The organism is Halomonas daqiaonensis, from assembly GCF_900109725.1.
In the GTDB taxonomy this organism is placed as follows: domain Bacteria; phylum Pseudomonadota; class Gammaproteobacteria; order Pseudomonadales; family Halomonadaceae; genus Halomonas; species Halomonas daqiaonensis.
The window spans coordinates 1-16,288 of record NZ_FOBC01000029.1; the positions used below are offsets into that span (position 1 = coordinate 1).

A 16,288-nucleotide genomic window follows, 5' to 3' on the forward strand; every position below is an offset into this window, starting at 1 on the left:
GCGCCATGAACGGTGTGGTAATGGCCGATGCCCTGACCCGTGGTGACGAGTCCACCGCTCGCGTGGCCCTGCGTGATTTCTGGCGGGCCGTCAGCCGAGCCGGCATGGCGAGCCCCGTGCGCCGTACCCCGCTGGACATGCTGATCGGCAACTGGAGTCTCGACCACTCCCCGGGCTACATCACCCTGGACCTGATGAGCCGACTGGTCTCGCCCTACCAGTTAAATCCCTTCAACTTCAATCCGCTTCGGAAGATCGTCGCCGAACAGGTCGACTTCGAGCGGGTCCGTGCCTGCGAGAACCTCAAGCTCTTCGTCACCGCCACCAACGTGCGCAGTGGCAAGCAGCGAATCTTCTCCCGCGAGGAGATGAGCCTGGATGCGGTGATGGCCTCGGCCTGTCTGCCCACGGTCTTCCAGGCGGTGGAGATCGACGGCGAGGCCTACTGGGACGGCGGCTACATGGGCAACCCCTCGCTCGCGCCGTTGCTGCACGACTGCAGCGCGGGAGACATCCTGGTAGTACAGATCACCCCCATGTACCGCCCCGAAGTACCCACCAGCGCCGCAGAAATCCTGAACCGCCTCAACGAAATCACCTTCAATGCCGCCCTGATCAAGGAGGTGCGCACGATCGTGATGGTGCAGGAGCTGCTCGGTGAACACGACATCGACATCGGCTGTTACGGGGAGGCCCGGCTCCACCACCTCAGCGGCGACGAACCACTGTCGCATCTCTCGGTCTCGAGCAAGCTCAATGCCGAATGGGCCTTCCTCTGCCACCTGCATGAACTGGGACGTGAGACCACCGAGGCCTGGCTCACCGAGCACTTCGACGACCTGGGTCAGCGCTCCACCCTGGACGTGGAGCGCATCTTTCAGGAAATTGAGGAGACTCGCTGAGATAGCGTTGACGGCACACCCGAATATTACCTGCAGCATGATGAAGCACCGACCATGCTCCAGCCAGGAGGGCACCATATCCTCCTGGAGGTATCCAACCCGTAGGGCCAACGAGAAAGAGGAGGTGAGTGTCGTATCGAGCGGGACGACACCGCAGGAGTCCATGTCACGTCGCTGACATCATGCGCCGGCAGTGTCGACACTATGACGACAAGGAGAACTGCGCCGATGGTACGCATCGACAAGAAGGCCACCCGGCTCTACGTGCTGGACACCAATGTCCTGATCCACGATCCCGCCGCCCTCTACCAGTTCGACGAGCACGAGGTGGTCATCCCCATGACCGTGCTCGAGGAGCTCGACAAGCACAAGAACGGTATCCGCGAGATAGCCCGCACCGCCCGCCAGGTCAGCCGCACCCTGTCCGACCTCACCGCCAACGTCGATATCGACCAGATCCGCGACGGCATTCCCATCCCCCGGCTCACCGGCCCCGAGGGCTGCTTGCGCCTGCTCTGCTATAACGACCTGAAACCGCTGGACCCGCTGGAGGAGAGCCCCGACAACCGCATCCTGGCCGAGACCTGCCGGCTGCGCGACGAGCGCCCGGACGCCTCGGTGATACTGGTCACCAAGGACATCAACCTGCGGGTCAAGGCGGCCGCGCTGGGCGTGCCCGTGGAGGACTATCTCACCGATCGCGCCTTCGACGACAGCGACGCCATGATCGACGGCGTCCGGATCTATCCCGATGCCGGCCACGATGGCAGCGGGCTCTGGGACAGCCTGCCGGTGGAGGTCAAGGTCGAGCGCCAGGACCACAGGGTCGTCTATCGGCTGGCCGGCGACATCCCCCGCGAATGGCACCTGGGGATGCTGGTCTCCGACAGCGACCACGGCGCCAGCTTCGAGGCCATCGTGCGCGAAGTGGGGCCCAAGCATGCCCACCTCGAGCTGCTCACCAACTACCGTCACGGCACCAGCGTCTGGGGCGTCCACGCCCACGACAGCCGCCAGAACTTCACCCTCAACCTGCTGATGGACGACGACATCGACCTGGTGACCATCGCCGGCAGTGCGGGCACCGGCAAGACCTTCATGACCCTGGCCGCGGCCTTCCAGCAGACCCTGGACGTCAAGCGCTTCGAGCGCATCGTCTTCACCCGGGCCCCGGTCTCGATGAGCGAGGATATCGGCTTCCTGCCGGGCACCGAGGAGGAGAAGATGTCGCCCTGGATGGGGGCCTTCCACGACAACATGGACAACCTGCTGCGCGACGAGCACGACGGCAGCAGCACCTGGAACCAGGACGCCACCCGCCAGCTGCTCGGCTCACGGGTACAGATCCGCGCTCCCGGCTTCATGCGCGGGCGTACCCTCAACGACACCTTCCTGATCATCGATGAGGCGCAGAATTTCACCCCCAAGCAACTCAAGTCCTTGATCACTCGCGCCGGGCGCAATACCAAGATCGTCTGCCTGGGCAACGTCGGCCAGATCGACACGCCGTATCTGACCGCCAACACCTGCGGCATGGCGGCGGTGGTCCAGCACTTCCGCGACTGGCCCCACGCCGGCCATGTGACCCTCAAGAGCGTGGAGCGCTCACGCCTGGCCCTGGCCGGCGAGGAGCTGCTCTGACCTACTGACCACCCCCACCCGGCCTGCCCCGTTCCGGCGGGTCAGGCCGGGGCAAACAGCATCAGCAGGGCCAGCCCCACGGCCACGCCCATCATCAGCACCGCCGCATGGTGGCGCAGCCAGCCCTCGGCACGGGTCATGCCGTCCAGTGCCCGGATGGCGTCACGTTCGCGTTCCAGCCACCAGGCCACCCAGGTGCCCTGCGCGCTGGCGAGCCGAGCCAGGTTCCCCTGCCCCAACGCCCGGAGTCGCTGCCAGCCCTTCTCAAGCAGCCACCAGAGGTCCCCGGGGGGCAACCGCCGGGGCAGCCGCAGCGGGCGTCGACGTGCCACGGCCCAGACCACGACCGAGCCCAGCAGGCCCAAGGCCAGTGGCCAGAGCAGCCCGGGAAGCTCGGCTAGCGGTGGCCAGCCCAGTCTGAAGCGCTCACCGCCCAGCCACCAGGGCAAGGTCAGCGCAGCCAGCAGGGTCGCCAGCCAGGCCAGTGGCATGGGCGACACCAGCCGCTCGAGTCCTTCCTTGCGAGCCTGGCGCTCACCCTGCCACTGGCACCACAGCGTGCGGGCCATCAACGCCGTGGTCCCCACCGCCGCCAGACTCAGCCAGGTCACCACCGCCGGGTGGCCGCCGTCATCGAGCACCGCCTTGAAGGCCCACTTGCCGGCCAGCCCCGAGGCCAGGGCGCCGGTGAGCGACAGCGCCGGCAAGACCAGCAGGGTCCAGAGCAGCCATGACGGCAGGCGTGGCGGGTGCTCGCCGATGCCCACCCCGAGGAACAGTGCGCCCTTGGTCAGGCCGTGATGGGCGGCAAACAGCACCACCGCTGCCGATAACGCCGGCCACAGCGTCGGCGCGACGAGACCCATGGCGACCAGAGCAGTGATCATGCCCATCTGACTGATGCTGGAATAGGCCAACACCGCCTTTGGGTGGCGCTGGCAGACCCCATAAAGGGCCGCCCCGATGGCGGCCACCAGGCCGGTCACCAGCATGGTCCGCCCCAGCCAAACGAAGGCCTCGCCGGCTGCCGACTCGCCCAGCGGCAGGGTGAAGAGCCAGCCAACCAGGCCCGCCTTGATCATGGCTCCACTGAGCACCGCGCTGGCCGGTGTCGGCGCCACCGGGTGGGCCAGTGGTAACCAGAAATGCAATCCGATCACCCCTGCCTTGACCCCGAAGCCGAGCCACAGCAGCAGGCCCATCCAGGCCCCACCCGGCGCATCGAGCATGCCCTCACGCAGTCCACCCAACGTCGTGGTGCCGGCGCTGCCCGCCCCCCACAAAAGCCCGGCCAGGATCAGGCCCTCGCCCAGCACCGCCATCACCAGATAGGCCAGGCCACCGATACGCGCGTCCCGGGCCTGCGAGTGCACCACCAGGCCATAGGCGGCGAATGTCATCACCGCGAATCCCATATAGAAACTGGCGATGTCCTCGGCGACGAGCAGCAAGAGGTTACCGGAGAGCGTCAGTGGCCAGAGCAGCGCGAAGCGCATGAGTCGGGCCTCGGCCGCCCCGTCACCGGCTACCGCCCTGGCCTGCTCACCGGCCAGGTAGCCGCGGGCATAGCCCCCCGCCAGCAGCCACAGCAATGCCGTGAAGGCCAGCAGCGGGCCACGCGTTCCATCCAGTGCCCAGTGTCCGCCGAGCAGCCACCAGTCGATCACCAGTGTCCCTTCATCGACCCCGAGAGCCAGCAACAGGGCGGGCAATGGTGCGCTGCACCAGGGCCCATCCAGCGGAACTCTCGGCTGGCCGCGATCGGCCAGGGCCGCCACCAGCGGCACTCGCAGCATCAGCAGCAGTGGCCAGAGCAGTGCGGCCGGCAGCGTCAGGACAAGAAGCACATCGCTCATGGCAGGTACTCCGTGTTGACCACCCGGGTCGCCCACTCCAGCGGGCTGAAGGGCACCCCCGCCAGCATCCCGGCCATCAGGCTGAACAAGGCCGTCGCCACTACCGGCACCAGCAGCCAGGGGTGGGTCTCCAGCCGGCCCAGGCGGCGCTCCTCGGGCCACTCCCCCACGCCGTGATCGGGTCCTGGGCGAAACCACAGCCGGCCGAGGATCGGCAGGAAGTAGACGGCACTGAGCAGGCTACTGGCGACCAGCACGGCGATCACCCAGGGCATACCGGCCTGGATGGCCCCAGTGCCCAGGTACCACTTGCTGAAGAAGCCCACCACCGGCGGCAGACCGATCATCCCCAGCGCCCCCACCGTGAAGGCCAGGCTGGTCAACGGCATGCGCCGCCCGGCGCCATCGAGGCCATCGATGCGATGAATGCCGAGTTCCTCGGCGTAGTTGCCGGCGCAGAAGAACAGCGTGGCTTTCATCAGGCCCTGGTGAAGAAGATGCGAGAACGCGGCGATGGTGCCCAAGGGACCGCCCAGGCCGATGCCCAACACGATGTAGGCGACCTGGCTGACCGTGGAGTAGGCCAGCAGCGGCTTGAGCTCGCGTTGGGCCAGAGCGCGCAGCGAGCCATAGAGAATGGTCACCGCGGCCACGACCACCAGGCCGGTCAACAGCCCGAGTTCGGCGCTCAGCTCGATGCCGTAGACGTCGTAGACCAACCGCACGATGCCGAAGGCACCGGCCTTGACCACCGCCACCGCATGCAACAGGGCGCTGACCGGCGCCGGCGCCACCATGGCTCGCGGCAACCAGCCGTGCAGCGGCACCAGGGCGGCCTTGACGCCGAAACCGGCGATCAGCCCCCAGAAGAGGCCCACCAGCAGCGGGCGGTGGTCGGGACTCAACCCGGCCAGGATCTCCCGCTCACCGAAACGGATGTCGCCGGCCAGAGCATGCAGGGCGACCATGCCGATCATCAGCACCAGGCCAGCGGTCAGGGTGAAGCGCAGGTAGACCCGGCCCGCCGCCAGCGCCTGGGATGTCCCGCGATGCACCACCAGGGGATAGGTCGAGAGGGTCAACAGCTCGTAGAAGATCAGGAAGGTGAAGAGATTGCCGGCCAGGCTGATTCCCAGGGTGCTGGCCACGCAGAGGCTGAAGAAGCCGAAGAAACGCTTGCGGTTGGGGGAGTCCTCGAGGTAGCCGATGGCGTAGACGGTGGTGAACAGCCAGAGCAGCGAGGAGAGCCCCGCGAACATGATTCCCAGGGGGTCGGCGCGCAGCGCGAAGGCGAGCCCCTCAAGGACCGGGAACTCGAGGCTGTACTCGCCGCCGCGACTGAGCCCCCAGACCATCCAGGCCACCAGGCTCAGCTTGATAAGCGCCGCCCCCAGGTTGAGGCCGGTGCGCGCCCGGAAGGCCCGTTCGGGGAGCAGGAAGATCATCACCGCGGCGAAAAGCGATGTGCAAAGGGTCGCCAGGAGAAGCAGTCCACCGCTCATGGCATGCCTCCCCCGCGCAGCAACGCCAGCGGCCACTCGGCGGCGAGCCCCAGCCCCAGTGCCGACAGCGACAGCAGCAGGGCAATCAGGTCCATGCCCGCCGGTAACGACCGGACCTCATGGCGGGGCGCAGCCTCGACGAAGGCGCAGCGGAAGACACGGAACACATAGGCAGCGGTGAGCAGACTCCCGACCACCAGCACCGCGACCCACAGCCACTGCCCGGCGAGGATGGCCGCCTGCAGCAGCAGCCACTTGGCGGTAAAGCCGGCGCTGGGCGGCAGTCCCATCAGGGTCACGGCGGCCAGGCCGAAGGTCATCAGCGGGAGCGGCAAGCGCCGGCTGGTCCCCGCCAGGTCGGTGATTCGACTCTCGCCGGCGGCAAGCAGCAGGTTGCCGGCCGCCATGAACATGGCGGCCTTGGCCAGGGCATGCCCGGCCAGCTGCAGCCAGGTGGCCTGCCAGGCCAGGGTCGCCACCGCCGCCGAGGTACCGGCCAGCAGCGGGAAGGCCAGCATCAGATAACCCAGCTGGCCCACCGTGGACCAGGCCACCACCTTCTTGAGTTCGTTGGCCCGCCAAGCCTGTAGCCCGCCCCAGAGTACCGCCAGGCTGCCGAGCAGCCCGAGCAGCCAGGCCGCGGCCACCCCCTCCGGCACCAGCCGCTGCCACAGCTGCATCAGGATGAAGAAGGAAGCCTTGACCACCAGGGCTCCATGGAGGGCACTCACCGGCGTCCAGGCGCTGGCATGCACCGGCACCAGCCAGCCATGCAGCGGGAAGATCGCCGCCTTGAGCAGCAGCCCGGCCGCCAGCATCGCCATGGCGATGCCGGTCACCGGTCCCGGCTCGGTGGTGGCCGCCAGCCCCGCCAGGTCCAGCCGTCCCGAGGCTCCCAGCAGAAGCGCCACGCCGAGCAGCCAGGCCAGCGACCCCACTAGGGCATAGATCAGGTAGCGCATGCCCGCCACCAGCGCCGCGCCCTTGCCGGGCAGCAGCATCATGCCCACGGCGGTGAGCCCCATCAGCTCCAGTGCCGCATAGAGGGTCAGCAGATCGGCGGCCACCCAGATCACGCCCAGCGCCGCGGCCAGGCCTCCCAACAGCGGCCAGAACCCCGCGAAGGCGCGCTCGGGCAATACGGTGGCCCGCCAATACCCGACGGCATAGGTCGCGCTGGCCAGCAGCAGCAGTTGGGTCAGCAGCAGCAGCAAGCCTGCCAAGCCGTTCAGGCGCCAGTGGAGCTGCAGCTCTCCAAGCGACCAGACGCCCACGAGCTCACCACCGGCCGAGACGCGATGCAGCAACCAGAATGTCGCCAGCGGCAAGGGTGTGCCGGCCAGCAGAACAGGCAGCATGCGCCGTGGAGGAAAGCGCCACGCCAGCAGGCCCAACAGCAACGGGACCAGCAGTGCCAGCCACAGCACGACCGCCGGGAAGGACAGGGACGGGGCCAGCGGGGCATTCATCCCGCTTCCTCCCGGCCGCCGTCCCCCAGGACCACCCGCCCATCCTGCGCATGCAGCCGACGCAGCAGCGCCACACCGAGCACCGAGCCAATCAGCGACACCACCAGCCCCACCAGGATCAGCCCCTGGACCTCGACTGCAGGCCCGGCAAGACCGGCCAACAGCAGGAAGATCCCGGAGCCCAGCACGTTGAAGGCCAGCAGGCGACGCAGCAGGTGAAGGTGGTGGGCAAAGGCCCACAGGCCCAGCGCCATGATGGTGAGCCCCGTGGCCAGCAACACCCAGCGCGTCACCTCAACGGACGCGGCAAGCTCGCTGTTACCCGACACCCCCCAGACGGCGGCCCCCGCGAGGGTCAACCAGACGAGAGCCGCCAGCCAGCGTGCCGTGGCCTGTTGGCGGGGCCGACGTTCCCGGTCACGCAGAGGAAGGGAGGACCGGGAACCCAGACGACCCAGTCCATGCAAGAGGGTAATACCGGTCAGCAGCGCACCCAGGGTGGCCTCGACCAGTGCCAGCCAGGGCGAATCGAGCCGCCACCAGGCCAGCGCCATCAGCAGCGCAAAGGCGATGAAGGCCAGGCAGGCACGCAACAGATGACGGTCGAGGAGGCAGGCCGTCGCCAGGAACACCAGCAGACCGGCCGGGAAGAGCTCCCCCGACAGCGCCACCCCTGACTCAGTTACCGGTGCGGTTGACGGCCTTCTCTATCAGGGCCTCGCTCTCGCTGCCCGGGCCCTTCTTCAGCACGGTCTGGGCCTCGTGCCAGAGGCAGATGAGACGATGGCAGGAGGCGCAGTGCACCTCGTCATCGGGGTTCTTTACCTGGGAGACCCGCATCAGGTGGCTGCCGCAGCTCGGGCAGGCGACTGGCAGGCGAAAGTCTTCCGACAGGGACATGGCAATGCTCCTCGTGTTATGGGTAGTCCCTATCCTGCCGATATCGGCCGTGATTCTCCAGTTGCATGGCTGGTCATTGGCATTCATTCTCGCCGACCCGGGGATAGCCCGGGGATACCGCGAGTCGATTGCGCCCCTCATGCTTGGCCCGGTAGAGCGCCTGGTCGGCCTGAGACAACGCCAGATCCAGGCTGCCCTCCGGAGGCAGCACGGCCTGCCCCAGGCTCACGGTGATCCGCAGCCTGGTGTCTGCCACATCGAGCTCGATCGCCTCCACCGCGGCACGCAGGCGATCGAGCACGTTCCAGGCATCCTCGGGTGCGGTATCCACCAGCATGACGACAAACTCCTCTCCGCCGAGTCGAGCGAAGATGTCATAGGGGCGCAGGCAGTCACGACAGGTCATGGCAAAGGCCTGCAGAGCCAGGTCACCGACGGAATGGCCATAGGCATCATTGATGCGCTTGAAGTGGTCGAGATCGAGCATCGCCAGCGGCACGGAGCGGCCCTGACGGGCGGCATGGGCACGTACGGCCTCGCCGAAATCGAAGAAGGCCCGGCGATTGAGCACCCCGGTGAGCATGTCGGTGCTGACCAGGCGCTGGGTGTGTTGCTCTTCCTGCTTGCGCGAGGTGATGCAAAGCAGAAGTCCATCCCACAGGGTGGTGCCATCGCCACGGCGGGTGGGGCTCGCCCGGCCCTCGAGCCAGCGCAGTCCCCCAGGGGTGTCGATACGGAACTCCAGCACCCAGGGTTCCAGGCTCACCGCCGACTGGGCCAGGGAGGCCTCCAGGGCCTCCCGGTCCTCGCTATGGACCCGCTCCAGCAGCGCGTCGGCGTGGTCCATCACCGAGTGCGACGACAAGTCGGCTAACGTTCGCAGCCCGTCGCTGAAATAGAGGAAGTCGAGCCCGCCCCTGGCATCCTGGCGAAGCTGGAAGACCACCCCGGGGAGTCGGGAGAGAGTGCCCTGCAGGCGCTCCAGCAGGGTGTGGTCGTGCAGGGCCCGTTGACGCAATTCGGTGACATCATGAAGGGTCACCAACAGCCGCAACCCCTCGCCCGTGCCAGCCGCGAGGGGTTGGAAGACCGCGTCCTGGTGGCTCAGCCGCCCGTCTGCCCGGCGACACAGCAGCACGCCCTGCCAGGGCTGACGGCGGGCAACACAGTGAGCGAGGGCATGGCTGATGTCGCCATGCAGCGGGTCGACATCCAGGCAGGTGATGCGGCGACCAAGCAGGGCCTCGGCAGGATGGCCGCTATGCTGCTCGCAGCCGGGATTGATGCGCAGGATGACTCCATAGGCATCGGTGAGCATCACGACACCGGGGAAGTTTTCCAGCAGCCCCTCAGCCAGCGACTCCCGCCGCGCCCTGTGTTTTCTCCATGTCTGCCACATGTCCCTGATTCGCGCCATACCCCACCCTGGGAGTTGCCCATCGGTTTCAAAGAGGGGACTCCTTCCCCCTATCTTTTACACCCTACCCCAGGATGGAAGGCAGTACATTCAAAAACGACGATATCCTCAGAGGTCGAGTCGCTCGTCGAGCCAGCGACCGATATCACTGATCTGCTGCGGGCAGAGCGCGTGGGCCATGGGATAGCGGCGATAGCGTGCCGGGTAACCCAGCGACTCGACCCTCTCGAAGCCGGCCTTGCCCAACGACTCGGGGACCACCGGGTCGAAGCTGCCGTGATGCACCTCGATGGGCAGGCCGCGATTGGCCTCGGAAAGCTCGATGCTGTCGGCCGTGGCGAAGTAGGTGGAGAGTGCCAGCAGCCCGCCCAGTGGCGACTCGAAGGAGAGGGCCGCCTGGTAGGCCACCGCCCCTCCCTGGGAGAAGCCCGCCAGGATGATGCGACGACTGTCGATGCCCTGCTCGATCTGTTCCCGCATTCGGGCCTGGATGCGCTCGGCGGAGGCCATCAATTGCGGCTCGTCGATCTGGCGATCGAGGCTCATCTCCTTGATGTCGTACCAGGCCGGCATGACCATGCCGCCGTTGACGGTCACCGGCATGCGTGGCGCATGGGGCAGGATGAAGCGCACGGCATCGTCCGTGGGTAGCGGCAGCGCCGGCACCAGCGGTTCGAAGTCATGGCCATCGGCGCCCAGGCCGTGGAGGATGATGACACAGGCATCAGCGGGTCTGCCGCTTCTCGGCTCGATGATCAATTCATCGGATTGGCTCATGGTCAGGTTTCCATGGTCGGTCAAGTGGTCGGGCAAAAAGCGACACCCTACCGCAATAGCAGGCGGACGGCGAGGCGCGACGTCAGAAGGGCCAGATCAGCGGGATCAGGGCCAGGGCCACCGCGGCGGTCAGCAGATTCAAGAGCCCACCAAGGCGCAGGAAGTCACTGAAGCGATAGCCACCGGGACCGAAGACCATGAGATTGGTCTGGTAACCGATGGGTGTCAGGAAGCTGGCAGAGGCGGCGAACATCACCGCGACCACGTAGGGCATCGGACTCACGCCGAGGTTCTCGGCGCTGGCCATGACCACCGGAAAGGTGATCACCGCGGCGGCATTGTTGGTCACCAGGGAGGTCAGCAAGGTCACCAGCCCATAGACCGCGCCGAGCAGCAGCCAGGGATTGCCGTCGGCCAGGCCGAGGGCCAAATCGGCCAGCGTGGCCGCCGCTCCCGAACTTTCCAGCGCCGCCCCGAGCCCGAAGGAGGCGGCGATTGTCAGCAGCACCTGGGTGTCCAGCCCCCGCTTGGCCGCCCCCACCGAGCAGCAGCCGGTGGCCAGCGCCAGGGCCGCGCCCAGCATGGCGGCATTCATCATGCTCATCACGCCCAGGGTGGCCAGCAGCACCACGCCGGCCAGGATGGCCCAGGCCAGCCAGGCCTTCTCGTGGACCGGGCGGGCCGACCCGTTGACCTTGCTGATCAGCAGGAAATCGCGCGACTGGCGATGTCGCTCGATGAAGGGCGGGCGCGCCTCGAGCAGCAGCACATCGGCGGGCTGCAGACGGATCTGGCCGAGATTGCCGGCGACTCGTTCGCCGCCACGGCACACCGCCAGCACGGCGGCACCGTAGAGGGTGCGGAAGTGACCGTCGCGAATGCGCCGGCCGATGAACTGGCACTGGTCGGAGACCACCGCCTCCACCAGGCGGCGCTCCTTGAAGTCCTTCTCGAGGTTCGACTCGCCCTGCCGGGTCGGCACCAGGCCGCGAATCTGCTGCAACTCCACGGCTCCCTCGCTGGTGCCGGCAAACACCAGCCGGTCGCCACCCTTGAGTCGCTCGCCCGGCCCTACCACGCTGACGATATTGCCCTCCCGCTCGATCTCGACCAGGAACAGCTCCTGGAGGTGGCGCAGTCCGGCCTCCTCCACCGTGTGGTCGACCAGCGGACCCTCGGCGTCCACCTCCATCTCGATGGTGAATTCACGAGGATTCTCGAAGACCGCCTCCGCCCCGCGCCGGGCCGGCAGCAGCCTCGGTCCCAGCAGGACCAGATAGGTCAGGCCCACCACCGCCACCGGCACGCCCACCCAGGCGATGTCGAACAGCCCCATGGCAAGCGTCGGGTCACGATCGATCAGTAGGCCATGCACGACCAGATTGGTGCTGGTACCGAACAGGGTGATGGTGCCGCCGAGGATCGAAGCGAAGCTGAGCGGCATCAGCAGGCGATGCGCAGGCACGGCCACACGCCGGCTCCAGTTCAGCACGGCCGGGATGAAGGTCGCCACTACGGGGGTATTGTTGATGAGGCCGCTCAGCGAGGCCACCGGCAGCAGCAGGCGAACCAGCGCCCGCCCCTCGCTGCGGGGACGCCCCAGCACATGGCGGATGATCAGGTCGATGCCGCCGGTCTCGCGGATGCTGGTGACCAGCACATACATGAAGGCCACGGTGAACAGGCCCGTGCTGGAGAAGCCCGCCAGGGCCTGGCCGGGGTCGATCACTCCCAGGGTCAGCAGCAGGATCACCGCACCGAGCAGCACGATATCGGGACCTATGCGCGAGAAGGCCATCAGCGGGAAGACGGCGATAACGACGGCGAGGGCGAGCCAGGCATCCAGCGGCATGGACAGATCCGGTGACGAAGGGAGAAAGGCCCCCATTGTGACCGCCACCAGATATTCTAAAAAGTTATTTTTAGAAATCTTTCTATGCTTTTTTTGAATATATAAACCAAGGGCAGCACAACGAGAAAGGCCCGCTTTCGCGGGCCTTTCTCAACTGCCGTGAGGCAGTCACCTCAAGATCGGTCGACGTTCAGCCGATGACCTGGATGTTGGAAGCCTGGAGGCCTTTCTTGCCCTGGGTGACGTCGAAGGAAACCTTCTGTCCGTCTTGCAGGGACTTGAAGCCTTCTGCCTTGATCTCGGAGAAGTGAGCGAACAGGTCGTCACCGTTGTCGTCCGGAGAAATGAAGCCGAAGCCTTTAGTGTCGTTGAACCACTTAACTGTGCCAGTAGCCATTATCGAATTCCTCGAATAGCGTTAGATAGTGCCGGGAAATACCCGAGTTGCAGTGGGTAAAACAAGAAACTTTCACCGGGAGATCGACGCCATGAGCTTTCGATGACCACTTGCGATGTTCCACTTGCTAACCAACTGCCGGCATATTGCCCCGTTGCCGAGCGCAGGTCAAATACTATTTGTCCCAGATAACCATCGTGTTACCTCGCCTCAAGAATCCACCGCGCCGCCTTCTCGGCGATCATCAGCGTCGGCGAGTTGGTGTTGCCGCTGGTGATGGTCGGCATGACGCCCGCGTCCACCACGCGCAGTCCCACCACCCCACGCACCCGCAATCGAGCGTCCACCACCGCCATGGGGTCATCATCGCGCCCCATCCTGGTGGTGCCCACCGGATGGAAGATGGTGGTGCCGATGTCGCCGGCCAGGCGGGCCAGGTCATCGTCGCTCTGATACTCCAGGCCCGGCTTGACCTCCTCCGGCGCGTACTTTGCGAAGGCGGGCTGCTCGGCGATACGCCGCGTGACCCGCAGCGAGTCCGCCGCCACCTTGCGATCCTCGGGCGTGCTCAGGTAATTGGTGGCGATGGCCGGCGCCTGGCGCGGGTCGGCGCTCTTGATGCGCACCGTGCCACGGCTGGTCGGGTTGAGGTTGCAGACACTCGCGGTGATCGCCGGGAAGTCGTCCAGCGGCTGGCCGAAGGCGGGAAGGCTGAGCGGCTGGACGTGGTACTCGATATTGGGATGTTCATAGTCGTCGCTGCTGCGCGTGAAGGCGCACAGCTGCGAGGGCGCCATGCTCATGGGGCCGGTGCGCTTGAGGACGTATTCCAGGCCGATCTTCGCCTTGCCCACCAGCGAGTTGGCCATGGTATTGAGGGTCTTGGCGCCCTTCACCTTGTAGACCGAACGGATCTGCAGGTGGTCCTGCAGGTTCTCGCCGACCCCCGGCAGGTCATGGATCACCGGAATTGCGTGCTCGCGCAGCAGGTCGGCCGGACCGATGCCGGAGAGCTGCAGCAGCTGGGGCGAGCCGATGGCGCCGGCGCAGAGGATCACCTCGCGGTCGGCGTGCACCAAGGTCGCCTTCCCGTCACGCTCGACGCGCACGCCGGTACAGCGCGGCCCTTCGCCCTGGCCGGACTCCGCTCCTCGCTGAATCTCGAGCCCCAACACCTGGGTAGAGTGCCAGAGGGTGAGGTTGTCACGCTTCTCGGCGCCGCGCAGGAAGGCCTTGGCGGTGTTCCAGCGCCATCCCGAGCGCTGGTTGACCTCGAAGTAGTCGACCCCCTCGTTGTCGCCGCGGTTGAAATCGCGGGTCCGCGGAATGCCGGCTTCCACGGCCGCAGTGGCGAAGTCGTCGAGCACCTGCCAGCTGAGGCGCTGCCTCTCTATCCGCCACTCGCCACCATGGCCATGATAATCGCGGTGCGCCGCATCGGCGTCACCGCCGGCATCCAGGCGCTGATGATCCTCGTGTTTCATGAAATCGGGCAGGCAGTTTTCCCAGCGCCAGGCATCGTCGCAGGTGAGCTCGGCCCAGCCGTCATAGTCGCGCGACTGGCCGCGGATATACAGCATGCCGTTGATGCTGGAGCAACCTCCCAGGATCTTGCCGCGGGGATAGATCAGCGAACGCCCGTTGAGGCCGGGGTCGGACTCGGTGCGAAAGCACCAGTCGGTACGCGGATTGTCGATGCAATAGAGGTAGCCCACCGGGATATGGATCCAGTGGTAGTTGTCGCGGCCCCCCGCCTCGATCAGCAGCACCCGATTGGCGGGGTTTGCGCTCAGGCGGTTGGCGAGCAGGCAGCCGGCGGTACCGGCGCCCACGATGATGTAGTCGAATTCTTGTTTAGCCATGGCGTGCTCTCAAGTCGCTATCGGCTCGAGGCTATTCCGTCGGCAGCTTTGGGGCCGGCCCTCCGGGGGCGCTGTGAACCCTTCCTTGGTCGCTACCGATGCCATCCCTGGCATAGGCCCCCTCTTCAAGCTGTCCCCGGCGCCTCTTGCCTGGGCAAAGGGTGGCCAGTCTTATTTATGGGTCGGCATGGCGAACTCGGAGCCGGCTGCGATGGAATCCGACCAGCGCTGCATGATCGACTTCTGCTTGGTGTAAAAGCGCACTCCTTCTTCTCCGTAAGCATGGGTATCGCCGAACAGCGAGCGCTTCCAGCCACCAAAACCGTGCCAGGCCATGGGCACCGGGATCGGCACGTTGATGCCGACCATCCCGACCTGGATGCGACGACCGAATTCACGGGCCACACTGCCGCTCTCGGTGAAGCAGCTCACGCCGTTACCGAACTCGTGGTCATTGATCAGTTGGATGGCGGTGGCGACGTCGGGCACTCGCACACAGACCAGTACCGGGCCAAAGATCTCTTCCTGGTAGATGGTCATCTCCGGGGTAACATGGTCGAACAAGGAGCCGCCCATCCAGAAGCCTTCGCTGCACTCCTTGCCGGTTGAGCTGGTGTCGAAGTCGCGGCCATCGACGACCAGTTCGGCGCCTTCGCTCACTCCCTTCTCGATGTAGCCGGTGATGCGCTGGTGGGCCTGGGCGGTAACGATCGGGCCCATCTCGGCATCCTGCTCCAGGCCGTTCTTGACCTTGAGCGCGCGGGCACGCTCGGCCACCCGTGACACCACTGTATCGGCCACGTCACCCACCAGGACCGCCACGCTGATCGCCATGCAGCGCTCGCCGGCACTGCCGTAGGCAGCACCGATCAACGCATCCACCGCCTTGTCGAGGTTGGCATCGGGCATCACCACCATGTGGTTCTTGGCACCGCCCAGGGCCTGGATGCGCTTGCCGTGGCGGGCTCCCCGCTCGTAGATCAGGTTGGCGATCGGCGTGGAGCCGACGAACGACAGCGCCTTGACGTCGGGGTGGTCGAGCAGCGCCTCCACCGAGTCCTTGTCGCCCTGCACGACGTTGAAGACACCATCCGGCAGCCCCGCCTGCTTGAGCAGGTCGGCGATCAGCAGCGAGGGGCTGGGATCCAGCGGGCTCGGCTTGAGGATGAAGGTATTACCCGTGGCAATGGCGAGGGGAAACATCCACATCGGCACCATGACCGGGAAGTTGAAAGGCGTGACCCCGGCGACCACCCCCAGCGGCTGGCGCATCGTCCAGTTGTCGATGCCGGTGCCGACCTGCTCGGTATAGTCGCCCTTGAGTAGCTGCGGGATGCCACAGGCGAATTCGACGATGTCGATGCCGCGTGCTACCTCGCCCTGAGCATCGCTTAATACCTTGCCATGCTCCAGGGTGATGGCCCGCGCCAGGTCATCCTGGTGCTCGTTGAGCAGCTGCAGGAACTTGAACATCACTCGAGCACGGCGGATCGGCGGGGTGTCGGCCCAGGCCGGAAAAGCAGCCTGGGCGGCGGCCACCGCCGTGGCCACATCGGCCTGGGAGGCCAGGGCCACCTGGCCGGTCACCTGGCCGGTGGCTGGATTGGTCACAGCCTGATGCTGGCCGGACTCACCGGCTGACATTTGCCCGTTGATATAATGCTGGATACTGGCTGTGCTCATGGCGACATCGTCTCGTTGTTGTCGGAATCG

Annotated in this window: 13 protein-coding genes; 2 read left to right on the forward strand and 11 right to left on the reverse strand. The window is 66.2% G+C overall.

What is annotated here, in order from left to right:
- Window positions 1-902, forward strand: a 902-nt coding sequence (locus BMY30_RS16635) for a patatin-like phospholipase family protein (RefSeq protein WP_139195546.1), incomplete at its 5' end; no start/stop codon positions are given.
- A gap of 228 nt (window positions 903-1,130) precedes the next feature.
- On the forward strand, window positions 1,131-2,543 hold the full coding sequence (locus BMY30_RS16640) for a PhoH family protein (protein ID WP_089715787.1): 1,413 nt from the start codon (window positions 1,131-1,133) through the stop codon (window positions 2,541-2,543).
- A gap of 41 nt (window positions 2,544-2,584) precedes the next feature.
- Here the strand turns inward: BMY30_RS16640 and BMY30_RS16645 are convergent, their stop codons facing one another.
- From BMY30_RS16645 to BMY30_RS16695, 11 genes are all read right to left on the reverse strand, one after another.
- On the reverse strand, window positions 2,585-4,399 hold the full coding sequence (locus BMY30_RS16645) for a complex I subunit 5 family protein (RefSeq protein ID WP_089715789.1): 1,815 nt from the start codon (window positions 4,397-4,399) through the stop codon (window positions 2,585-2,587).
- Window positions 4,396-5,901 carry a complex I subunit 5 family protein gene (locus tag BMY30_RS16650; protein ID WP_089715792.1) on the reverse strand — a complete coding sequence of 502 codons (1,506 nt, stop codon included), beginning with the start codon at window positions 5,899-5,901 and terminating at the stop codon, window positions 4,396-4,398. The genes BMY30_RS16645 and BMY30_RS16650 overlap by 4 nt, the downstream gene beginning before the upstream one ends.
- Window positions 5,898-7,370 carry a complex I subunit 5 family protein gene (locus BMY30_RS16655; protein ID WP_089715794.1) on the reverse strand — a complete coding sequence of 491 codons (1,473 nt, stop codon included), beginning with the start codon at window positions 7,368-7,370 and terminating at the stop codon, window positions 5,898-5,900. The genes BMY30_RS16650 and BMY30_RS16655 overlap by 4 nt, the downstream gene beginning before the upstream one ends.
- Window positions 7,367-8,041 (reverse strand): hydrogenase subunit MbhD domain-containing protein, encoded by a 675-nt coding sequence (locus tag BMY30_RS16660; RefSeq protein ID WP_089715796.1) that lies wholly within the window; start codon window positions 8,039-8,041, stop codon window positions 7,367-7,369. Before BMY30_RS16660 ends, BMY30_RS16655 begins: the two co-directional genes overlap by 4 nt.
- A 7-nt stretch (window positions 8,042-8,048) precedes the next feature.
- Window positions 8,049-8,270, reverse strand: coding sequence for a hypothetical protein (locus tag BMY30_RS16665; RefSeq protein WP_089715798.1), 222 nt, complete (start codon window positions 8,268-8,270; stop codon window positions 8,049-8,051).
- A gap of 73 nt (window positions 8,271-8,343) precedes the next feature.
- Window positions 8,344-9,669 (reverse strand): sensor domain-containing diguanylate cyclase, encoded by a 1,326-nt coding sequence (locus BMY30_RS16670; RefSeq protein WP_170840174.1) that lies wholly within the window; start codon window positions 9,667-9,669, stop codon window positions 8,344-8,346.
- A 126-nt stretch (window positions 9,670-9,795) separates the two neighbouring features.
- Window positions 9,796-10,464, reverse strand: coding sequence for an alpha/beta hydrolase (locus tag BMY30_RS16675; RefSeq protein ID WP_089715802.1), 669 nt, complete (start codon window positions 10,462-10,464; stop codon window positions 9,796-9,798).
- 82 nt (window positions 10,465-10,546) lie between these two features.
- Window positions 10,547-12,316, reverse strand: coding sequence for an SLC13 family permease (locus tag BMY30_RS16680; RefSeq protein WP_089715804.1), 1,770 nt, complete (start codon window positions 12,314-12,316; stop codon window positions 10,547-10,549).
- A 190-nt stretch (window positions 12,317-12,506) separates the two neighbouring features.
- Window positions 12,507-12,713, reverse strand: a complete 207-nt coding sequence (locus BMY30_RS16685; RefSeq protein WP_040185674.1) for a cold-shock protein — start codon at window positions 12,711-12,713, stop codon at window positions 12,507-12,509.
- Window positions 12,714-12,913: 200 nt separating this feature from the next.
- Window positions 12,914-14,575 (reverse strand): GMC family oxidoreductase, encoded by a 1,662-nt coding sequence (locus tag BMY30_RS16690; protein ID WP_089715807.1) that lies wholly within the window; start codon window positions 14,573-14,575, stop codon window positions 12,914-12,916.
- A 171-nt stretch (window positions 14,576-14,746) separates the two neighbouring features.
- Entirely contained in the window at window positions 14,747-16,258 is a 1,512-nt protein-coding gene (locus BMY30_RS16695) for a CoA-acylating methylmalonate-semialdehyde dehydrogenase (RefSeq protein WP_089715809.1), read from the reverse strand.
- Window positions 16,259-16,288 lie beyond the last annotated feature (30 nt).